The sequence below is a fragment of the Stenotrophomonas sp. NY11291 genome (genome assembly GCF_023277365.1).
Lineage (GTDB): Bacteria > Pseudomonadota > Gammaproteobacteria > Xanthomonadales > Xanthomonadaceae > Stenotrophomonas > Stenotrophomonas geniculata.
Genome location: NZ_CP096975.1, coordinates 3146083 through 3164512 on the forward strand (window position 1 = coordinate 3146083; position 18430 = coordinate 3164512).

General features: G+C 66.5%; 13 protein-coding genes. 3 read left to right on the plus strand and 10 right to left on the minus strand.

Annotation, left to right across the window (positions count from 1 at the left end; all coding sequences use genetic code 11):
* Positions 1-6 precede the first annotated feature (6 nt).
* The 3 genes from M1L61_RS14725 to lpdA all read left to right on the plus strand — a co-directional run bounded on the left by M1L61_RS14725 (position 7) and on the right by lpdA (position 5596).
* Positions 7-2838, plus strand: coding sequence for a 2-oxoglutarate dehydrogenase E1 component (locus M1L61_RS14725; RefSeq protein WP_010486842.1), 2832 nt, complete (start codon positions 7-9; stop codon positions 2836-2838).
* A 40-nt stretch (positions 2839-2878) separates the two neighbouring features.
* Positions 2879-4096, plus strand: coding sequence for a dihydrolipoyllysine-residue succinyltransferase (sucB, locus tag M1L61_RS14730; protein ID WP_010486840.1), 1218 nt, complete (start codon positions 2879-2881; stop codon positions 4094-4096).
* Positions 4097-4159: 63 nt separating this feature from the next.
* Positions 4160-5596 carry a dihydrolipoyl dehydrogenase gene (lpdA, locus tag M1L61_RS14735; RefSeq protein ID WP_043401609.1) on the plus strand — a complete coding sequence of 479 codons (1437 nt, stop codon included), beginning with the start codon at positions 4160-4162 and terminating at the stop codon, positions 5594-5596.
* A 159-nt stretch (positions 5597-5755) separates the two neighbouring features.
* Here lpdA and M1L61_RS14740 read toward each other — a convergent pair whose 3' ends face one another.
* The 10 genes from M1L61_RS14740 to M1L61_RS14785 all read right to left on the minus strand — a co-directional run bounded on the left by M1L61_RS14740 (position 5756) and on the right by M1L61_RS14785 (position 18340).
* Positions 5756-6013 (minus strand): hypothetical protein, encoded by a 258-nt coding sequence (locus M1L61_RS14740; protein WP_248853716.1) that lies wholly within the window; start codon positions 6011-6013, stop codon positions 5756-5758.
* Positions 6010-6222 carry a hypothetical protein gene (locus tag M1L61_RS14745; protein ID WP_010486834.1) on the minus strand — a complete coding sequence of 71 codons (213 nt, stop codon included), beginning with the start codon at positions 6220-6222 and terminating at the stop codon, positions 6010-6012. Before M1L61_RS14745 ends, M1L61_RS14740 begins: the two co-directional genes overlap by 4 nt.
* A gap of 174 nt (positions 6223-6396) precedes the next feature.
* Positions 6397-7989: an alkaline phosphatase D family protein gene (locus M1L61_RS14750; RefSeq protein ID WP_010486832.1), complete on the minus strand. Its 1593-nt coding sequence runs from the start codon at positions 7987-7989 to the stop codon at positions 6397-6399.
* A complete protein-coding gene (locus M1L61_RS14755; protein WP_010486830.1) occupies positions 7989-10232 on the minus strand; it encodes a TonB-dependent receptor in 2244 nt (747 codons plus the stop codon). The genes M1L61_RS14750 and M1L61_RS14755 overlap by 1 nt, the downstream gene beginning before the upstream one ends.
* Positions 10233-10405: 173 nt before the next feature.
* Positions 10406-11836, minus strand: coding sequence for a replicative DNA helicase (locus M1L61_RS14760; protein ID WP_010486827.1), 1431 nt, complete (start codon positions 11834-11836; stop codon positions 10406-10408).
* Between the two features lie 212 nt (positions 11837-12048).
* Positions 12049-12609, minus strand: coding sequence for an NAD(P)H-dependent oxidoreductase (locus M1L61_RS14765; protein WP_010486825.1), 561 nt, complete (start codon positions 12607-12609; stop codon positions 12049-12051).
* Between the two features lie 66 nt (positions 12610-12675).
* Positions 12676-14619: an asparagine synthase (glutamine-hydrolyzing) gene (gene asnB, locus M1L61_RS14770; RefSeq protein WP_010486823.1), complete on the minus strand. Its 1944-nt coding sequence runs from the start codon at positions 14617-14619 to the stop codon at positions 12676-12678.
* Between the two features lie 3 nt (positions 14620-14622).
* Positions 14623-16902, minus strand: coding sequence for a thiamine pyrophosphate-dependent enzyme (locus M1L61_RS14775; RefSeq protein WP_248853717.1), 2280 nt, complete (start codon positions 16900-16902; stop codon positions 14623-14625).
* A 77-nt stretch (positions 16903-16979) separates the two neighbouring features.
* Entirely contained in the window at positions 16980-17636 is a 657-nt protein-coding gene (locus M1L61_RS14780) for a glutathione S-transferase family protein (RefSeq protein WP_071306053.1), read from the minus strand.
* A 164-nt stretch (positions 17637-17800) separates the two neighbouring features.
* Positions 17801-18340: a GNAT family N-acetyltransferase gene (locus M1L61_RS14785; RefSeq protein ID WP_010486816.1), complete on the minus strand. Its 540-nt coding sequence runs from the start codon at positions 18338-18340 to the stop codon at positions 17801-17803.
* Positions 18341-18430: the final 90 nt, after the last annotated feature.

Sequence of the window (18430 nt, forward strand, 5' to 3'; positions counted from 1 at the left end):
TCCATCGTGGACAATCAACTGAAGCAGTTTGCGCAATCTTCGCAACTCGCCGGCGGCAACGCCTCCTATGTCGAGGACCTGTACGAGCAGTACCTGGTCTCCCCGGATAGTGTCGATCCCAAATGGAAAACCTACTTCGACGGCTTCAAGGGCCGCGAAGCAGGTGACATCCCGCACTCGGCTGTCATCTCCCACATCGCGGACGCGGCCAAGGATGCGCTGAAAGCCGGCACCGGCAGCGGTGCGGGCGACGAGCGTGAGCGCAATGTCGGTCGCCTGATCACCGCCTACCGCTCGCGTGGTCACCTGGACGCGCGCCTTGATCCGCTGGGGCTGGCCGCACCGGTCAACACCCCGGACCTGGGGCTGCCGTTCCACAGCCTGTCCGATGCCGACCTCAACAGCGAGTTCAGCACCGGCGGCGTCGGCGGCCAGCCGCGCATGAAGCTGCGCGACCTGCTTGCACGCCTGAAGGCGACCTACACCGGCTCGATCGGTGCGGAGTTCATGCACATCTCCGAGGTCGAGCAGCGCCAGTGGATCTACAAGAAGCTGGAAGCGGCCGGTGGCAACTACCAGCTGGACGCTGACACCCAGCGCCGCACCCTGGAGCGCCTGACCGCGGCTGAAGGCCTGGAGCGCTACCTGCACACCAAGTACGTCGGCCAGAAGCGCTTCTCGCTGGAAGGCGGCGACTCGCTGATCCCGATGATGGACACCATCATCCGCAGCGCCGGCAAGGATGGCGTCAAGGACGTGGTGATCGGCATGGCCCACCGCGGCCGCCTGAACGTGCTGGTCAACACCCTGGGCAAGAACCCGCGCAAGCTGTTCGACGAGTTCGAAGGCAAGTTCGAGCACGACGAGCACGCCTCGGCCGGTGACGTGAAGTACCACATGGGCTTCTCGGCCGACGTCGCCACCGAAGGCGGCCCGGTGCACCTGGCGCTGGCGTTCAACCCGTCGCACCTGGAAATCGCCGACCCGGTCGTGGCCGGTTCCGTGCGTTCGCGCCAGGAGCGCCGCAAGGACACCGCCCGCAAGCAGGTCATGCCGATCCTGATCCACGGCGACGCGGCGTTCTCCGGCCAGGGCGTGGTCATGGAGCTGTTCCAGATGTCGCAGGCCCGCGGCTTCGCCGTCGGCGGCACCGTGCACATCGTGGTCAACAACCAGGTCGGCTTCACCACCTCCAACCCGCTGGATACGCGTTCCACGCGCTACGCCACCGACGTGGCGAAGATGATCGCCGCCCCGGTGCTGCACGTGAACGGCGATGATCCGGAAGCGGTGGTGTTCGCCGCGCAGCTGGCCTTCGAGTTCCGCCAGAAGTTTGCCAAGGACGTGGTCATCGACCTGATGTGCTACCGCCGTTGGGGCCACAACGAGGCCGACGAACCGGCGATCACCCAGCCGCTGATGTACCAGGTGATCCGCAAGCACGCCACCACCCGCGAGATGTACGCCGAGCAGTTGGAAAAGGCGGGCGTGATCGCCGCCGGCGCCGGCAAGGCGATGGTCGATGCCTACCGCGAGAAGCTGGACGCCGGTGAAGTGACCACCGAGCTGGCCAAGGTCGAGAAGACCCCGCCGACCAGCCCGCTGTTCGTCGATTGGCCGAAGCTGCTGGAAGGCAAGCTGTCCGATCCGATCTCGACCAAGGTCGAGAAGAACAAGCTGGTCGAGCTGGCCAAGCTGATCAACACCATTCCCGAAGACGTGCAGCTGCACTCGCGCGTGGCCAAGGTCTACGACGACCGCCGCAAGATGGCCGCCGGCGAGATCCCGGGCGACTGGGGCTTTGCCGAGAACCTGGCCTATGCCACCCTGCTCGATGAAGGCCATGCACTGCGCCTGGTCGGCCAGGACGTGGGCCGCGGTACGTTCACGCACCGCCACGCGATCCTGCACGACCAGAAGACCGACAACTACTACATGCCGCTGCGGCAGCTGGTGGATTCGCCGGAGAAGGCCACCGTCATCGATTCGCTGCTGAGCGAAGAAGCGGTGATGGCCTACGAGTACGGCTTCTCCACCACCGATCCGAACACGCTGTGCATCTGGGAAGGTCAGTTCGGCGACTTCGCCAACGGCGCCCAGGTGGTGATCGACCAGTTCATCGCCGCCGGTGAAGCCAAGTGGGGCCGTATTTCCGGCCTGACCCTGCTGCTGCCGCATGGCTATGAAGGGCAGGGCCCGGAACACAGCTCGGCGCGCCTGGAGCGCTTCCTGCAGCTGTGCGCGCTGGAGAACATGCTGGTTGTCGTGCCGTCGACCCCGGCGCAGGCCTTCCACATGCTGCGTCGCCAGCTGCACATGACCACCCGCAAGCCGCTGGTGGTGATGTCGCCGAAGTCACTGCTGCGCCACAAGCTGGCTGTGTCGACCCTGGACGAGCTGGCCAACGGCGAGTTCCAGCACCTGATCGGCGACGCCAATGCGGACGCCAAGAAGGTCAAGCGCGTGGTGCTGTGCTCGGGCAAGGTCTACTACGACCTGCTGGAAGACCAGACCAAGCGTGGCCAGGACGACGTGGCAATCATCCGCGTGGAGCAGCTGTACCCGTTCCCGCGTGCGCTGCTGGCTGCCGAACTGAAGAAGTACGGCAAGGCCACCGACGTGGTGTGGACGCAGGAAGAACCGCAGAACCAGGGTGCGTGGTACCAGATCCGCCACCACCTGCAGTTCTGCCTGGCCGATGGCCAGAACCTGCACTACGCCGGTCGCGCACGTTCGGCTTCGCCGGCTGCCGGTCACATGGCTGACCACGTCCGCGAACAGCAGCAGCTGGTCGCCGACGCACTGGTCAACCCGTTCAACGACACGTTCGCTGAATAATCCTCCCCCTATTTAGAAGACAAACCAGGAAGCTCCCGCAATGGCCACCGAAGTCAAAGCCCCGGTACTGCCCGAATCCGTCGCCGACGGCACCATCGCCACCTGGCACAAGAAGGTGGGCGACGCCGTCAAGCGCGACGAAAACCTGCTTGACCTGGAAACCGACAAGGTCGTCCTGGAAGTGCCGTCGCCGGTCGACGGCGTGCTCAAGGAAATCAAGTTCAAGGAAGGCGATACCGTGACCTCCAGCCAGGTCGTGGCGATCATCGAAGAAGGCGCCGTGGCTGCTGCCCCGGCTCCGGCTGCTGAAGCCGCTCCGGCGGCTGCCGCTGCCCCGGCCGCCGCTGCCCCGGCCGCCGCTGCTCCGGCCGCAGCCGCCGCTCCGGCCCCGGCTGCCAAGTCGGCCGCCGACGCCCTGCCGCCGGGCGCCCGCTTCACCGCCATCACCGAAGGCGTGAACCCGGCCGACGTCGACGGCACCGGCCGTCGCGGCGCGGTGACCAAGGAAGACATCGTCAACTTCGCCCGCAACGGCGGCGCCGGCAAGGCCGGTGGCGCACGTCCGGAAGAACGCGTGCCGATGACCCGCATCCGCAAGCGCATCGCCGAGCGCCTGATGGAGTCGAAGAACTCCACCGCCATGCTGACCACCTTCAACGAAGTCGACCTGTCCAAGGTCTCGGCGGCGCGCAAGGAACTGCAGGACGAGTTCGTCAAGGCACACGGCATCAAGCTGGGCTTCATGAGCTTCTTCGTGAAGGCCGCGGCCAATGCCCTGCAGCGCTTCCCGCTGGTCAACGCCTCGATCGACGGCGACGACATCATCTATCACGGCTACTCGGACATCTCGATCGCCGTGTCGACCGAGAAGGGCCTGGTCACGCCGGTGCTGCGCAACGTCGAGCGCATGTCGTTCGCCGACATCGAGAAGACCATCGCCGACTACGCCAAGAAGGCCCGTGACGGCAAGCTGAGCCTGGAAGAACTGCAGGGCGGCACCTTCACCGTGACCAACGGCGGCACCTTCGGTTCGCTGCTGTCGACCCCGATCATCAACCCGCCGCAGAGCGCCATCCTGGGCATGCACGCCATCAAGGAGCGTCCGATCGCCCAGAACGGCCAGGTCGTGATCGCGCCGATGATGTACCTGGCGCTGTCGTACGACCACCGCATCATCGACGGCAAGGATTCGGTGCAGTTCCTGGTGGACATCAAGAACCAGCTGGAAAACCCGGGCCGCATGCTGTTCGGCCTGTAAGACACCTCCCGCCCCTCCGCGCCTGCGCGGAGGGGTTCTGGTAATGCATCAAGGAATAATTCAATGGCTGAACAATTCGACGTCGTCGTCATCGGTGCCGGCCCGGCCGGTTACCACGCTGCCATCCGCGCGGCCCAGCTGGGCCTGAAGACCGCCTGCATCGACGCAGCGCTGGGCAAGGACGGCAAGCCGGCCCTCGGCGGCACCTGCCTGCGCGTGGGCTGCATCCCGTCCAAGGCGCTGCTGGATTCCTCGCGCCAGTTCTGGAACATGGGCCACATCTTTGGCGACCACGGCATCAGCTTCAAGGATGCCAAGATCGACGTCGAGGCGATGATTGGCCGCAAGGACAAGATCGTCAAGCAGTTCACCGGCGGCATCGGCATGCTGTTCAAGGCCAACAAGGTCGCCGCCTACTACGGCTTCGGCGAACTGCAGCCGGGCAACGTGGTCAAGGTCACCCAGCATGACGGTTCCATCGTCGAGCTGAAGGGTACCAACGTCATCATTGCGGCCGGTTCGGACTCGATCGAACTGCCGTTCGCCAAGTTCGACGGCGAGACCATCGTCGACAACGTCGGCGGCCTGGACTTCACCGAAGTGCCGAACCGCCTGGCGGTGATCGGCGCCGGCGTGATCGGCCTGGAACTGGGCAGCGTGTGGAAGCGCTTGGGCGCCGAAGTCACCATCCTGGAAGCACTGCCGGAGTTCCTGGCCGTGGCCGACGCCGAAGTGGCCAAGACCGCTGCCAAGGAATTCAAGAAGCAGGGCCTGGACATCCGCCTCGGTGCCAAGGTCTCCAAGACCGAGATCATCGGCAAGGGCAAGAAGAAGGAAGTCGTTGTCACCTACACCGACAGCGAAGGCGAAAAGACCCTGACCGTGGACAAGCTGCTGGTGGCCGTCGGCCGTCGCGCCGCCACCAAGGGCCTGCTGGCCGAAGGCACCGGCGTGAAGGTCAACGAGCGCGGCCAGATCGAAGTCGATGCGCACTGCCACACCGGCGTCAACGGCGTGTGGGCGGTCGGCGACTGCGTGCGCGGCCCGATGCTGGCGCACAAGGGCTTCGAGGAAGGCATCGCGGTGGCTGAGCTGATCGCCGGCCTGCCGGGCCACGTCAACTTCGACACCATCCCGTGGGTCATCTACACCGAGCCGGAACTGGCCTGGGTCGGCAAGACCGAAGCCCAGCTGAAGGCCGAAGGTATTCCTTACAAGGCCGGCAGCTTCCCGTTCGCCGCCAACGGCCGCGCCGTGGCGATGATCGAGCCGGCAGGCTTCGTGAAGATCCTGGCCCATGCCGAAACCGATCGCATCCTCGGCATGCACCTGGTCGGCGCCAACGTCTCCGAGCTGGTGCACGAAGGTGTGCTGACCATGGAGTTCAGCGGCTCGGCCGATGATCTGGCCCGCATCTGCCACGCCCACCCGTCGCTGTCGGAAGTGATCCACGACGCGGCGATGGCGGTCAGCAAGCGCGCCATCCACAAGGCGAACTGATCGTTCGCGGGTAGTGCCGGCCGCTGGCCGGCACACTCCAGCAATCAAAAAACCCCGCCTCGGCGGGGTTTTTTGTTGGCTACCCTGGTGTAGAGCCGAGCCCACGCTCGGCTGCGCATTTGGCGGTCCGTGAAGGCCCAGCCGAGCATGGGCTCGGCGCTACACCTTTTCAGCTGGCTTCTTCGGCGGATCGTCACAGACCCTGTGCTGCACCACCGTCTCGCCGACCTTCCATTCCTTCGTGACCCGGCAGTGCGCCTTGGCCTCGGGTATCGTCGAAGCCGTCGCCCCCGCAGCATTCGCCTCGTCGGCACCGGCTGCCTGCTGGCGCTCCAGCCACGCCGATGGCGGCGCGGGCGGTGTGGCCAGCACCGGGCCTGACAACAGGACCAGGCCCATCAGCAACACGGCCCTCATGCCGCCACCGCCCGGCCGCCGAGCAACCGTGCCGGCAACATGAACAGCGCACGCAGGAACGCAAACAGCGCCGAGAAGGTGATGCCGACCAGTCGGAACGGCAGGCTCAGCAGCCAGACGAACGGCCAGGCGATCAGGGCGAGGATCGCCAGCGGCCAGCACAGCACGAACAGCAGGCACCACACACCGAGCGCGAACAGGGTCTTCATCACGGTCTCCTTGTGGCGGCACCTTGCCGCCTGCGGACACCTTGGCGCCCTGCCCTTGCCACGCACAAACGGTTTGCGACGAAACCGGGCTGGGGGCGATGAAACCGGTCCACCGCCGTTGTAGAGCCGAGCCTGCGTTCGGCTTTCCAGAAGCAGCCGAGCGTGGGCTCGGCTCTACAGGAGCTGCGATGCGCCCGGGCGGCCGTGGGTCACCTGGAAGCGCGCCGCAGTGCGCACTGCGGCATCCGCACGCAGCACGCTGTCGGCGAAGCGCAGCTCGGCGTCCACGGTCTGCCGGTTCAGCTGCAGCTTCCACCAGCCACGGCGGTCGCCATCGAAATAGCGGATGTGCGGGTTCTGCGGTATCGATGGCCCGTAATACGGACCATACGGCGTATCGTCGCCGCCGCTGCTGATCGCCGGGGCGATGAATTCGGTCGCCACGACCGGCGCACTGGCCGCGTCGAAATCCAGTTTCAGGTCGTTGACGAAGGTGGAATGCCAGTCACCGCCCAGCACGATGGCATTGCCCTGCCCGCCCGCCTGCAAGGCCTGCAGCAGGCGGTTGCGTGCGGTGGGATAGCCATCCCAGGCGTCGTTCCAGAAGCGCTCGCGCGGTGTGCCACCGTCCAGCCGCAGCTGCGCCATCAGCAGCTGCTGTACCACCACGTTCCAGCGCGTGCCCCGCGCGACGGCCATCGACTGCGCGAACCACGCCTCCTGGCCCGTGCCGAGCATGCTCATGCGTGGATCCAGCGCCGCCTCGCAGCGCGGTGACTCGCCCACACCGCAGGGATTGGCCGGGCGGAACTGGCGGCAGTCGAGCAGCGTCAGCTGTGCAAGATCGCCGTAACGCAGGCGCCGATGCACGCGCAGGCCACCGTTGCCCGCAGGCGTGCTGCGCATCGGCAGGTGCTCGTAGAACGCACGATACGCGGCCGCGCGGCGGATGATGAAATCCTCCATTGAGACGCCGGGCTTCTCCGGGTGGATGCCGGAGTAATCGTTCTGCACTTCGTGGTCATCCCAGATCACCGCGAACGCGTGTGCGGCGTGCGCGGCCTGCAGGTCGGGATCGAGTTTGTACAGCGCGTACTGGTCACGGTAACGTTCCAGGCTCACCGTCTCGCCACTGAACCGCGCCGCATCCAGCGTGCTGCCACGCGCGTTCTGCAGCGGGCTGTATTCATACAGGTAGTCGCCGGCATGCAGCACCAGGTCGACATCACTCTGCGCGATGTCACGCAGCACCGGGTAGTAGCCGCTGTTCCACGCCTGGCAGGTACACAGCGCCAACCGCAACTGCTGCAACTGCGTGTCCAGCAGCGGCGCGGTGCGGAAGTGGCCGACCACGCTTTCCTCATCGCCGTCGCAGGCGAAACGATAGTAATAATCGCGGCCGGGACGCAGGCCGTTGACCTCCACATGTACCGAATGGGCCAGCTCCGGCACAGCCGCAGCAACGCCGCGCTGCACCAGCCGGCGCATGCCGGGGTCTTCGGCCACGAACCAGCGCACGGGCACCGCCCGCGACGGCATGCCGCCGCCGTTGAGTGGGTCCGGCGCGAGCCGCGTCCACAGCACTGCACCCTGCGGATCCGGATCACCGGCGGCGACACCGAGGGTGAACGGATCACGCCCCAGCCGCGGCCGTGGGCCGGCCGTGGCCAGCCCCGGCATCGCCGCCAGTGCGATCGCCGCCCCTGTCCCCTGCCACGCCATGCGCAGCAGGCGACGACGGCTTTCCGGATCGACAGGCCCGCGCATCAGAAGTGCACGGTGGCAGTGGCCATCACCTGCCGCGGCGCGCCGACCTGCATGGTCGCCAGGCTGCGGGTCGGGTCGGCGGCGTAGGTGCCGTTGGTGTTGATCGAAGACAGGTAACGCTTGTCGGTCAGGTTGGTCAGGTTAAGCGCCACGGTCAGGTTCTGTGCCGGGCCGAGCGTGCCGAAGTCATAGGCCACCGACGCATTGACCAGCCAGTAGCTCGGCACCGACACATCGTTGGTATAGGTCACGTAACGCTTGCCGACATGGTTGGCGGCCAGTCGCAGGTCCCACGGGCCCGGGGTCCAGGCCAGGGTGCTGGCGAACATCCACTCCGGTGTGTCGACGGTCGTCTTGCCGCGGGTCGGCACCACGCCGTTGTTCACGTAGTCGTTGTCGTAGGTACTGTCATTCCACGACAGCGCATTGGACCAGGTCAGGTCCTGCATCGGCTTCAACTGCAGGGTCGCCTCGGCACCGCGGCTGGTCACCGAACCAACGTTGGAGAACAGCGCCGGGCAACCGAGGATGCCCACGCACTGCGCGATGGCCAGCAGGCGGTTGTCGAACTTCACGTCATACACCGCCACCGAGGCTTCATAGCCCTGGCCGTAGCCGCGCCAGCCCAGTTCGAGGGTGCGCGACTGTTCCGGCTTCAGGCTCTTCGCGCTGGCATCGAACGCGGCCTGCGGCACGTTGAACGGACTGCCCACGCCCAGTGCATAGGCCGCGATGTTCTTGGCGAACGAACCAAAGATCTCGTTGCCTTCGTTGAGCTTGAAGTTGAAGCCGGCCTGCGGCAGGAAGCCCTTCTTCGAGGTCAGGCTGCTGTTGTTGGCATAGCTGCCCAGCGGTGTGCGCACGCGGGTGCGGGTGTGCGGCGACTTCGCACCGATGTCGATGGTCAGACGGTCATCGAACAGGCGGAAACGGTCCTGCACGTAGAACTGGCGGGTGATGGTGGTGTAGCGCTGGTGCCACACGCGCTGGTCCGGATTACGCAGGAAGAAATCGTCGGTGATCGGGCCGTCGATGTAATAGAAGTTGCGCTGCACGCTGTGGCCGTTGTCCTCGTACCACAGGCCCGCTTCCAGCTCGTGGCCCGCCACGTTCCAGGTGAACGCAGAGGTCACACCGGTGCGGTCGATCGCATACTCGGTGGTGCGGATCGAGATCGGGATCTCGCGGCTGGTACCCGGGTTGGACGGATTGGACGGGCTGAACCAGTGGCCCTGGCCACGGTTGCTGTGGTTGTAGACGTTGACCTTCAGGCGCATCGACTCGTTCAGGCCGAAATCGCCGGCGATGCTGGACAGGTCGTCATTGCGCAGGCCGTGGCCGGAGTAGTACGCATCCCACGGGCTGTTGACGCCGCCGCTGAACGTGCCGCGTGCAGCGGCCACGGCACGGTTCCAGTCCGGCGCGTAGTTGTCCCAGTCCCAGCCGAGACGATCGATCATCTCCAGCGACAGGTCCTGGTAATCGGCCTCGACGCGGCGCGAGGCGTTGAACAGCGCGGTAATCCTGCTGTCCGTTCCGAAGTTGTAGGTGGCCTTGCCGTTGAACTGCTTCAGCTCCTGCGAGCCCTTGCCCTTCCACTTGTCGCCTTCCGAGTATGCGCCGGACAGGTAGGCCGCGAAGCCCTGATGTTCACCAGTCTCCAGGCGCGCATAGCTGCGGCGCGCGTTGTCGCTGCCGAAGCTCTGTGCCAGCACTACCCCGTATTCGGTGGACGGGTCGATCGAATAGAACTGGAACACGCCGCCAAGGTTGCTGGTGGACGGCGTACCCAGCGCGCCAATGCCGGTGGAAACCTCCGCGCCGCCCAGGTTCTCGCTGATCACCGCGCGGCTGATGTGCAGGCCGTTGCTGTTGCCGTAGGCCATGTTGCCCAGCGGGATGCCATCAAGGGTGTAGCCCAGGCGGTTCTGGTTGAAACCACGCAGGCTGATGCTGGTGGACCATTCGTAGGCGCCGGTGGCATCGGCCGATTCGAAGTGCACGCCCGGCTTGCTGGCCAGCAGCTTCAGCGGGTTGGCACCCGGCGGCAGGATCTTCATGTCCTCGGCGGTCACACGCTGCACCTGGCGGGCTTCGCCGCGGCCGATCACCGAGATCGAATCGAGGGTGGTGGCCGACGGCGCGTCGGTCGTGGGGGCGGTTTCAGCGACAGCCAGCGACGGCAGCGAAGCACAGACCAGCAGGGCCAGCAGATTGCGGCGGAGCGGAGCGTGGGACGGCATGGGGGCGGATTCCTTGGGCACGCTGGACGCCGAAGGGCGGCGTCGAAGGGCAGCAGCGGCGGAATCGTAGAAGCGTCGCGTTACATGTCATTTACACGCCACATACGGACGTTTGGTGTTTGGAATGGTTTGCCGGCCAGGAGGAGATTGCCGGCCAGCGGCCGGCACGCCTGTTACTCGAACGAGCCGACCGAATCGTGGGCCAGGTTGTCGAAGCGGGTGTATTCGCCGAAGAACTTCAGCTTGCACGAACCGGTCGGGCCACCACGGTGCTTGCCGATGATGATCTCGGCCAGGCCCTTGTCCGGCGAATTTTCCTTGTTGTAGTAATCGTCGCGGTAGATGAAGACGATCATGTCCGCGTCCTGCTCGATTGCGCCCGATTCGCGAAGGTCGGCCATCACCGGGCGCTTGTCGGTACGTGTTTCCAGCGAGCGGTTGAGCTGCGACAGCGCGATCACCGGCACGTGCAGTTCCTTGGCCAGGCCCTTCAGCGAACGCGAGATCTCCGAGATTTCGGTCGCGCGGTTTTCGCTGTTGCCCGGCACGCTCATCAGCTGCAGGTAGTCGATCACCACCAGGCCCAGGTCGTGCTCGCGCTTGAGGCGGCGGCACTTGGAACGCAGCACTTCCGGCGACACGCCCGGCGTATCGTCGATGAAGATCTTGGTTTCCTTCAGCATCTTGATCGCACTGGTGACGCGGCTCCAGTCCTCGTCTTCCAGCTGGCCGGTACGCAGGCGCTGCGCGTTGATGCGGCCGTTGGAGGAAATCAGGCGCATCGCCAGCTGCGATGCCGACATTTCCATCGAGAACACCGCCACGCCCTTCTTCGATTTGATCGCCGCGTACTCGGCGATGTTCAGCGCAAAGGTGGTCTTGCCCATGGCCGGGCGCGCAGCCAGGATGATCAGGTCGGTCGGCTGCAGGCCGGAGGTCATCGCATCGAAATCGTTGTAGCCGGTCGGCAGGCCGGTGATGTTGCCGCCGTTCTCGAAGCGGCTGCGCAGCTCTTCGAAGGCATCCTTCAGTGCACCGGGCATCGCCACGAAATCGGTACGGCCGCGTGCGCCCTGTTCGGCGATGGCGAACACGCTCTTTTCCGCCGATGCCAGCAGCTCGCTGCTCTCACGGCCCTCAGGCTGGAAACCATCGTTGACGATGTCGGTGCCCACCTGGATCAGCTGCCGCAGCACCGCCTTGTCACGCACGATCTCGGCGTAGGCCACGATGTTGGCCGCCGACGGCGTGGTACTGGCCAGCTCGATCAGATAGGCACCATCGCCCACCAGTTCCATCTTGCCCTGTGATTCGAACCACTCGCCCAGGGTCACCGCATCGAACGGCCGCTCGCGCTCGGACAGCTCACGGATCGCGCGGTAGATCATCTGGTGGTCGCGGCGGTAGAAATCGCCTTCGGTCAGCTGGTCATTGACCCGGTCATAGGCCTCCGGGGCCAGCATCAGGCCACCCAGCACCGCCTGCTCGGCTTCCACCGAATGGGGCGGTACCCGCAACTGGTCGATGCGCGATTCGTCGCGATCGCGATCGAAGCCATCACCGCGCTCTCTGCGGTTGGAACGGAAGCCGGGGCGAGCGGACATGCTGCGGTGTTTCCTGCAAAAGTGGGCCGGACGAGTGTAGGCATGCGCCGACCCCGGCGGCCATGGACAAGCCTGTGGATAAGCCGTGGAGAAACGGGGGATATCCGCCGGTGCCTGGCCAGATTGGCGTGGGGGCGTCGCACTGCCTGCGACGGGCGCCGTTGCGGCACCCGAGCGGGCATTATCGCAGATGGGGGTGGCAACCGCTGGCGTCAATCGCCCTTGACGTGAACCGCGATCAGCGCCAGGAACCGGTCCACATAGTCCTGCAGGAACTTCTGCGTGCCTTCGTTGTGGACCGTGCCGTCGGCATCGATCAGGCCGTCCTTGAAATGGATGAACGCCTCGGGTTGGCCGAGCACGTGCATGTCCAGGAAGGCCAGGCTGTTGCGAAGGTGCTGCTGGGCCACGGCGGTGCCGATCTGGCCGATGGAGGCGCCGATCACCGCCGCCGGCTTGCCGGAAAACGCGCTGTCGCCATACGGGCGGGAGCCGATATCGATGGCGTTCTTCAGTACGCCGGGCACGGACCGGTTGTATTCAGGGGTCACGAACAGCACCGCGTCAGCGGCACGCACCTGATCCTTCAGCCGGGTGCCCTGCGGCGGGTACTGGCCATCGAAATCCTGGTCGTAGAGCGGGAGATCGCCGATCTGCACGTACTGGAAGCGCGCGCGGTTGCCAGCGATCTTCTCCAGCGCATGGGCCAGCCTGCGGTTGCAGGACTCCTTGCGCAGGCTGCCGACGAACACGGCGATGGTGGGGACGGACATAGGGACATACTCCTCACGGTGCGGGAGGCCCAGCCTAGACGCCGGGCCCGTGCCGTCCGGTGAAGATCAGCCGCCGGTCACGCCGGCCCGCACCTGCCGCCAATGCGCCTGCCAAGCCTGGAACATCAGCACGTTCCACAGGTGGGTATGCCACTTGCGCTGGCCGCCCAGGAACTGCTGCCACAGCGGCTGCACCGCCGCCGCCGACAACACGCCTTCGCGCTCCAGGCGAGCCGGCTGCAGCAGGTCTTCGGCCCACGGCCGCAGGTCGCCCTTCAGCCAGTCGCTGACCGGCGCACCGAACCCGCGCTTGGGCCGGTGCACCATCGACTGCGGCACGTAGCGGCCAAGAACGCGCTTGAGCAGCACCTTGCTGGTGGTTTCGCTGCGCTTGAAGCCCAGCGGCAGCGACCAGGCGAACTCGGCAACGCGCCAGTCCAGCAGCGGCGCGCGTGCCTCCAGGCTGACTGCCATCGAGGTGCGGTCGACCTTGCACAGCAGGTCATCCGGCAGGTAGGTCACGTAATCGGCCAGCATCATCGCGTCGGCCGGTGTGCCGGCGCCGTGCAACGGATCGGCCAGGTCGTAGAAGCTGCCGGCAGCCTGCGCGCCCGGCACTGCCGCCGTCGGGTCGCGCCAGCGCGAAATGCGGTTGCGGTACACGTCACCGATGCCACGCGCGCCGGACTCGGCCAACAGCGCGGCCAGGCCGCCGGTACGCGAGGCCTCGCCCTGCTGCTGGGAGCGCGCGCCCATCCAACGCCGCAGCGGCCCTGGCACGCGGCCCAGCATCTGCCAGTTGCGCAGCGCGCGCACATAGCGGGTATAGCCGAAGAACAGCTCGTCACCACCATCGCCGGACAGCGCGACGGTTACGCCCTGCCGCGCCAGGCGGGCGACCAGCGCGGTCGGCACCTGCGAGGCATCAGCGAAGGGTTCGTCGAACATTGCCGGCAACTGCGGCACCACCGCCAGTGCATCGGCACCGCTGACGTAGAGTTCGGTGTGGTCACAGCCCAGATGCGCGGCCAGTTCCTTGGCCAGCGGCGCCTCGTCGTGGCCCGAACCGGTGAAGCCGATACTGAAGCTGTGCACCGGCTGACCGCTCTGTGCCTGCATCAGCGCGGCCACCAGCGATGAATCGGTGCCGCCGGACAGGAACACCCCCACCGGCACGTCGGCCACCATGCGCAGCGCCACTGCGTCGCGCAGCAGCCCGTCCAGCTGTTCCTCGGCCTCCTCGATGCGGCCCTGGAACGGCGCGGCCAGCGCCGCCTGCATGCGTGCCCGCGCATCCCAGTACGGACGCTGCGCCTGTTCCGGGCGATGCGCCGATGCACCCGCCGCGACGGCTTCGGCATCCAGGCGCAGCACGCGGCCCGGCATCAGCTTGTAGCAGCGCTGGTGGATGCTGTGCGGGGCCGGAATGTAGTCCAACCGCAGCAACAGGGTCAGTGCGTCGCGGTCGATGTCGTTGTCGAACGCCGGGTGCTGCCACAGCGCCTTCAGTTCGGAACCGAACACCAGGGTGTCACCGGCCCAGCCGTAGTACAGCGGCTTCTTGCCAACACGATCGCGGGCCAGCCACAGGCACTGCTGCTGGCGGTCCCACAGCGCGATGGCGAACATGCCGTTGCAGCGCTGCAGGGTGTCCTCGATGCCCCATTGCAGGATCGCTGCCAGCAGCACCTCGGTGTCGGAGTGACCACGGAAGGCATGCCCCAGCGGCTCCAGTTCGGCACGCAGGGCGGCAAAGTTGTAGACCTCGCCGTTGTAGGCCATCACGTAGCGACCATCGGACGAGGCCATCGGCTGGTGGCCCAGCGGCGACAGGTCGAGAATGCTCAGCCGACGGTGCGCCAGCGCGATGCCTGCCCCGGCATCGGCCCAGCTGCCGCCATCATCCGGCCCGCGGTGGTGCAGCGCCTCGCCCATGGCCAGGACCTGCGCCTGCAGCACTTCGGCCGACGCCACAGGCGCCGGCAACAACATTCCCGCCAATCCACACATGCATCAAGGTTCCTGCGCCAGTTCAAGGGCGGCGCCAATCACCGCATTGTCGCTTGGAAGCCCGAACATTGCTGCCCCCGCCAGCGGGGTATAGGTATCGGCACCGCAGACCCGGCGCAGCGGCAGGTGGCCGAAACCGGCCTCGACCAGTGCCGTGACCACGCCCTCGCCCACCCCGCCACTGTGGCGGCCCTCGTCCAGCACCAGTACCCGCCGTGCACTGGCGGCCTGGCTGGCGATGAAGCCGGCATCCAGCGGCACCAGCCAGCGCAGGTCGACCACCCGCACCTGCCAGCCCAGCTGCTGCTCGATCGCCCGCGCCGCGCGCAGCGCCATCGGCACGCCGTTGCCATAGGTGTAGACCAGCAGGTCGCCTGCCTCCGGCGCATAGACCCGGCCTTCACCCGGTACCAGCGCCTGGCCCTGGTCCGGGTAGTCGAACAGCCACTGGCCATCGCCCGGCTCATGCAGGTCCTTGCTCATGTACAGCGCGATCGGCTCCAGGAACACCGCCACACGCCCATCCACCCGGGCCAGCGCCGCCAGCGTGCGCAGCATCATCACCGCATCGTCGCCACGCGACGGGCAACCGACCACCAGGCCGGGAATGTCGCGCAGCGCCGTGATCGAATTATCGTTGTGGAAGTGGCCGCCGAAACCCTTCTGGTATCCCAACCCGGCCACCCGCACCAGCATCGGGTTGCGGTACTGGTCATTGGAGAAGAACTGCAGCGAACACGCTTCGCCGCGCAGCTGGTCGATGGCGTTGTGCAGGTAGGCCAGGTACTGGATCTCCGGAATCGGCAGCATGCCCATGTTGGCCAGGCCCTGCGCCATGCCCAGGATCATGGTTTCGTCCAACAGGGTGTTGAACACCCGGCGTGGGCCGAAGCGGCGCAGCAGATCCTTGGTGACGGTGTAGACACCGCCCTTCTGCGCGACGTCCTCGCCGAACAGCAGGCTCTGCGGATACTTCGCCAGCAGCTCCTGCAGGCCGTGGTTGATCTGGATGGCAAGGTGCCGTGGTGCCTGTCGCTCGGGCAGGGTCTCCGCACCGCCATACAGCGCTTCGCGCGTCTCGGCGGACACCTCGCGGCATGCTTCGGCCTGCACCGCCGATGGCGTGTACGGCGCCAGCGGCGCCATCACGTCCTGCAGCGACTGCAGCGTCGGGTGGCCTTCGGCGTCGGCGGCCGCCGCCATGCAGCGCGCGCGCATCGTTTCGTAGGCCACTTCGATGGCGGCTGCATCCATCCAGCCCGATTCCATCGCGATCTGCGCCGAGCGCAGCAGCGGATCCTGCGCCTCGGCCGCGCACAGCTCCGGCAGCGCGCGCCATTCCACTTCAAAGTCGGTGCCGGCATGGCCCATCAGGCGCGTGGTACGCAGATGCAGGAAGGTCGGCCGCCGCGTGCGCCGGCAATGTTCCACCGCGGCCTGCACCTGGGCGTGCCCGGTGGCCAGGTCCAGGCCATCGGCGAAGAAATAGTCGAGCCCCGGCTGCCGGCTGAAGCGCTCGGCAATCCAGCCGTCCGGCGTCTTCACCGAAATGCCCAGCCCGTTGTCCTCGCAGACGAACAGGATCGGCGCCGGCAGCTTCTGGTAGGCCGACCACATCGCGGTATTGAACGCGGTCTGCGCGGTGGCATGGTTGGCCGAGGCATCCCCGAACGAGCACAGCACGATGCTATCGGTGGGAACCGGCAGCGCCTGCCCCAACCGCTTGCCGCTCTCGATGGCCAGCGCGGTGCCCAGCGCCTTCGGCAGGTGCGAAGCAATCGTCGAGGTCTGCGGCAGCACCCACAATGGCTTGCTGCCCCACACCTTGTGGCGGCCACCGCTGGCCGGATCATCCGCGCTGGCGGCGAAGGACAGCGCGGCATCGCGCAGCGGGTCGATACCCGGCACCTGGCGTGAACGCTCGGCCATGAAGGCACCGGAGCGATAGTGCAGGAAGGCGGGATCGGTATGCCGGCAGGCCCGCGCCAGCAGCGCATTGCCTTCATGGCCGGAGGAACCGATGGTGTAGAAGACCTTGTTCTGCACGCGCAGCACGCGTGCCATCAGGTCCAGCTGGCGGCTGGCCAGCTGCGAGTCGAACAGTTCGCCGAAAGCAGCGGCGGTGAGCGTGCTGCCCGGCAGGATCGGCGCATCCGGTGCCGGGCGCGGACGCGGGGTGCCGCGCCAGCCACGCACCGCATCGAGGAAGTTGACGTCGCACACTTCGGCGCGGTTGAGCACGCGCATGCGTGCGGGAATTGGATCTGGAACCACAGCGAACATCGAACACCCTCCGTGTCGTTGTTGCATTCCGCCGGGCATGGCCCGGCGCTACCCTGTGGGGGTTACCTTGGTGAGAGTCACGCGGCCTCGAATCGCGAGCGCACTTCGGCGGTCACCGCCGGCATCGGCAGGAAGCGCGGCTGCTCACGCACGCGCTGCAGCCAGGCGCGAACTTCCGGGAACGGCTCCAGGCTGATACCGCCCTCGCCCGCCACATCGGTATAGGCAAACAGGGCGATATCGGCGATGCCGTATCCGCTGCCGGTGAACCATTGCGCCTGGCGCAGGTGCTGCTCCATCACCGCCAGCGCGGTGGCCGCGCGCTCGTGCAGCCGTGGCAGTTCGGCGCGGCGCGGCGAATCGGGGGCGGTCCAACCACGGATGAAGCGCGCCACTGCCACGCACGGCTCGTGCGTGTACTGCTCGAAGAACATCCAGCTCAACGCCTGCGCGCGCTCCCAGCCATCAGTGGGCAGGTACGGCGTGCCTTCGGCCAGCCAGAACAGGATCGCGTTGGATTCGGTCAGCACGCGGCCATCGTCGCGGACGATCAGCGGCACCTTGGCATTCGGGTTGAGCGCCAGGAATTCCGGGGTATGGGTCTGGCCGTGGGCACTGTCCACTTCCACCCAGCGGTAACGGCTGCCGAGCTGCTCCAGCAACAGGCGGACCTTGTGGCAATTGCCCGAGACCGACATGCCATGCACCGTCAGCGGGACGCGCGCTTCCACCATTGCCTGCTCCATCACGTCCGGCCGGCGGCCGGCTGCGTGCAGTCTGGCAAGCACGCCGGTGAATGCCAAGCGCGGGTGCAGCATGCGGACAATCTGTAGAGCCGAGCCCACGCTCGGCTGCATTTGGCGAACGGCAGCCGAGCGTGGGCTCGGCTCTACAACCGTCAACGGCGCTGCCGCCACTGCTCGCGCGACTGGCCCCAGATCTGCATCGGCTTGTCGTTGTACGGCGCTGGCAGCTCCCCCATGCGCAGCATCGTGCTGCCGAGCTTGCGCGCGACCGCCCGCGAGTTGTCGTTGTTCTCGGCGATGGTGTGGATCACCTCATCCCACCCGAGCGTGTCGAACGCCCAGTCGATCGCGGCGACCGCAGCTTCCGGCGCATAGCCCCTGCCCCAGCTGGCATGGCGGATGCCCCAGCCGACCTCGGTACCGGGCCAGTCCTGCGGTTGCCAGGGACCCATGCGCCCGATCCAGTCGCCGCTGGATTTCTCGATCACGCTGAACATCGAGAAGCCAAACAGCTGCCAGGCGCCGGCCAGGCTGCAGAAGCCACGCCAGGCCACCGAAGGCGGCTGCACGCCACCGAGGGTGCGCATCGTTTCCTCGTCGGCGCAGAACGCCAGGTAAGGTTCGTAGTCCTCGCGCAGCAGCGGGCGCAGGATCAGGCGCTCTGTTTCGATGCGCAGGTCGAAGATGCTCATGCCGGCTCCATGTCGAAGGAAGCGTCCATGATGGTGGATTCGCGCTCCGCACGGATGAATTTCGCCGGCTGCAACGAAACGGGCCGGCAT

Coding starts and splice junctions, on each gene's coding strand:
- sucB (WP_010486840.1), top strand. CDS start 2,879: ATGGCCACCGAAGTCAAAGCCCCGGTACTGCCCGAATCCGTCGCCGAC.
- lpdA (WP_043401609.1), top strand. CDS start 4,160: ATGGCTGAACAATTCGACGTCGTCGTCATCGGTGCCGGCCCGGCCGGT.
- M1L61_RS14740 (WP_248853716.1), bottom strand. CDS start 6,013: ATGAGGGCCGTGTTGCTGATGGGCCTGGTCCTGTTGTCAGGCCCGGTG.
- M1L61_RS14745 (WP_010486834.1), bottom strand. CDS start 6,222: ATGAAGACCCTGTTCGCGCTCGGTGTGTGGTGCCTGCTGTTCGTGCTG.
- M1L61_RS14750 (WP_010486832.1), bottom strand. CDS start 7,989: ATGCGCGGGCCTGTCGATCCGGAAAGCCGTCGTCGCCTGCTGCGCATG.
- M1L61_RS14755 (WP_010486830.1), bottom strand. CDS start 10,232: ATGCCGTCCCACGCTCCGCTCCGCCGCAATCTGCTGGCCCTGCTGGTC.
- M1L61_RS14760 (WP_010486827.1), bottom strand. CDS start 11,836: ATGTCCGCTCGCCCCGGCTTCCGTTCCAACCGCAGAGAGCGCGGTGAT.
- M1L61_RS14765 (WP_010486825.1), bottom strand. CDS start 12,609: ATGTCCGTCCCCACCATCGCCGTGTTCGTCGGCAGCCTGCGCAAGGAG.
- asnB (WP_010486823.1), bottom strand. CDS start 14,619: ATGTGTGGATTGGCGGGAATGTTGTTGCCGGCGCCTGTGGCGTCGGCC.
- M1L61_RS14775 (WP_248853717.1), bottom strand. CDS start 16,902: ATGTTCGCTGTGGTTCCAGATCCAATTCCCGCACGCATGCGCGTGCTC.
- M1L61_RS14780 (WP_071306053.1), bottom strand. CDS start 17,636: ATGGTGGAAGCGCGCGTCCCGCTGACGGTGCATGGCATGTCGGTCTCG.
- M1L61_RS14785 (WP_010486816.1), bottom strand. CDS start 18,340: ATGAGCATCTTCGACCTGCGCATCGAAACAGAGCGCCTGATCCTGCGC.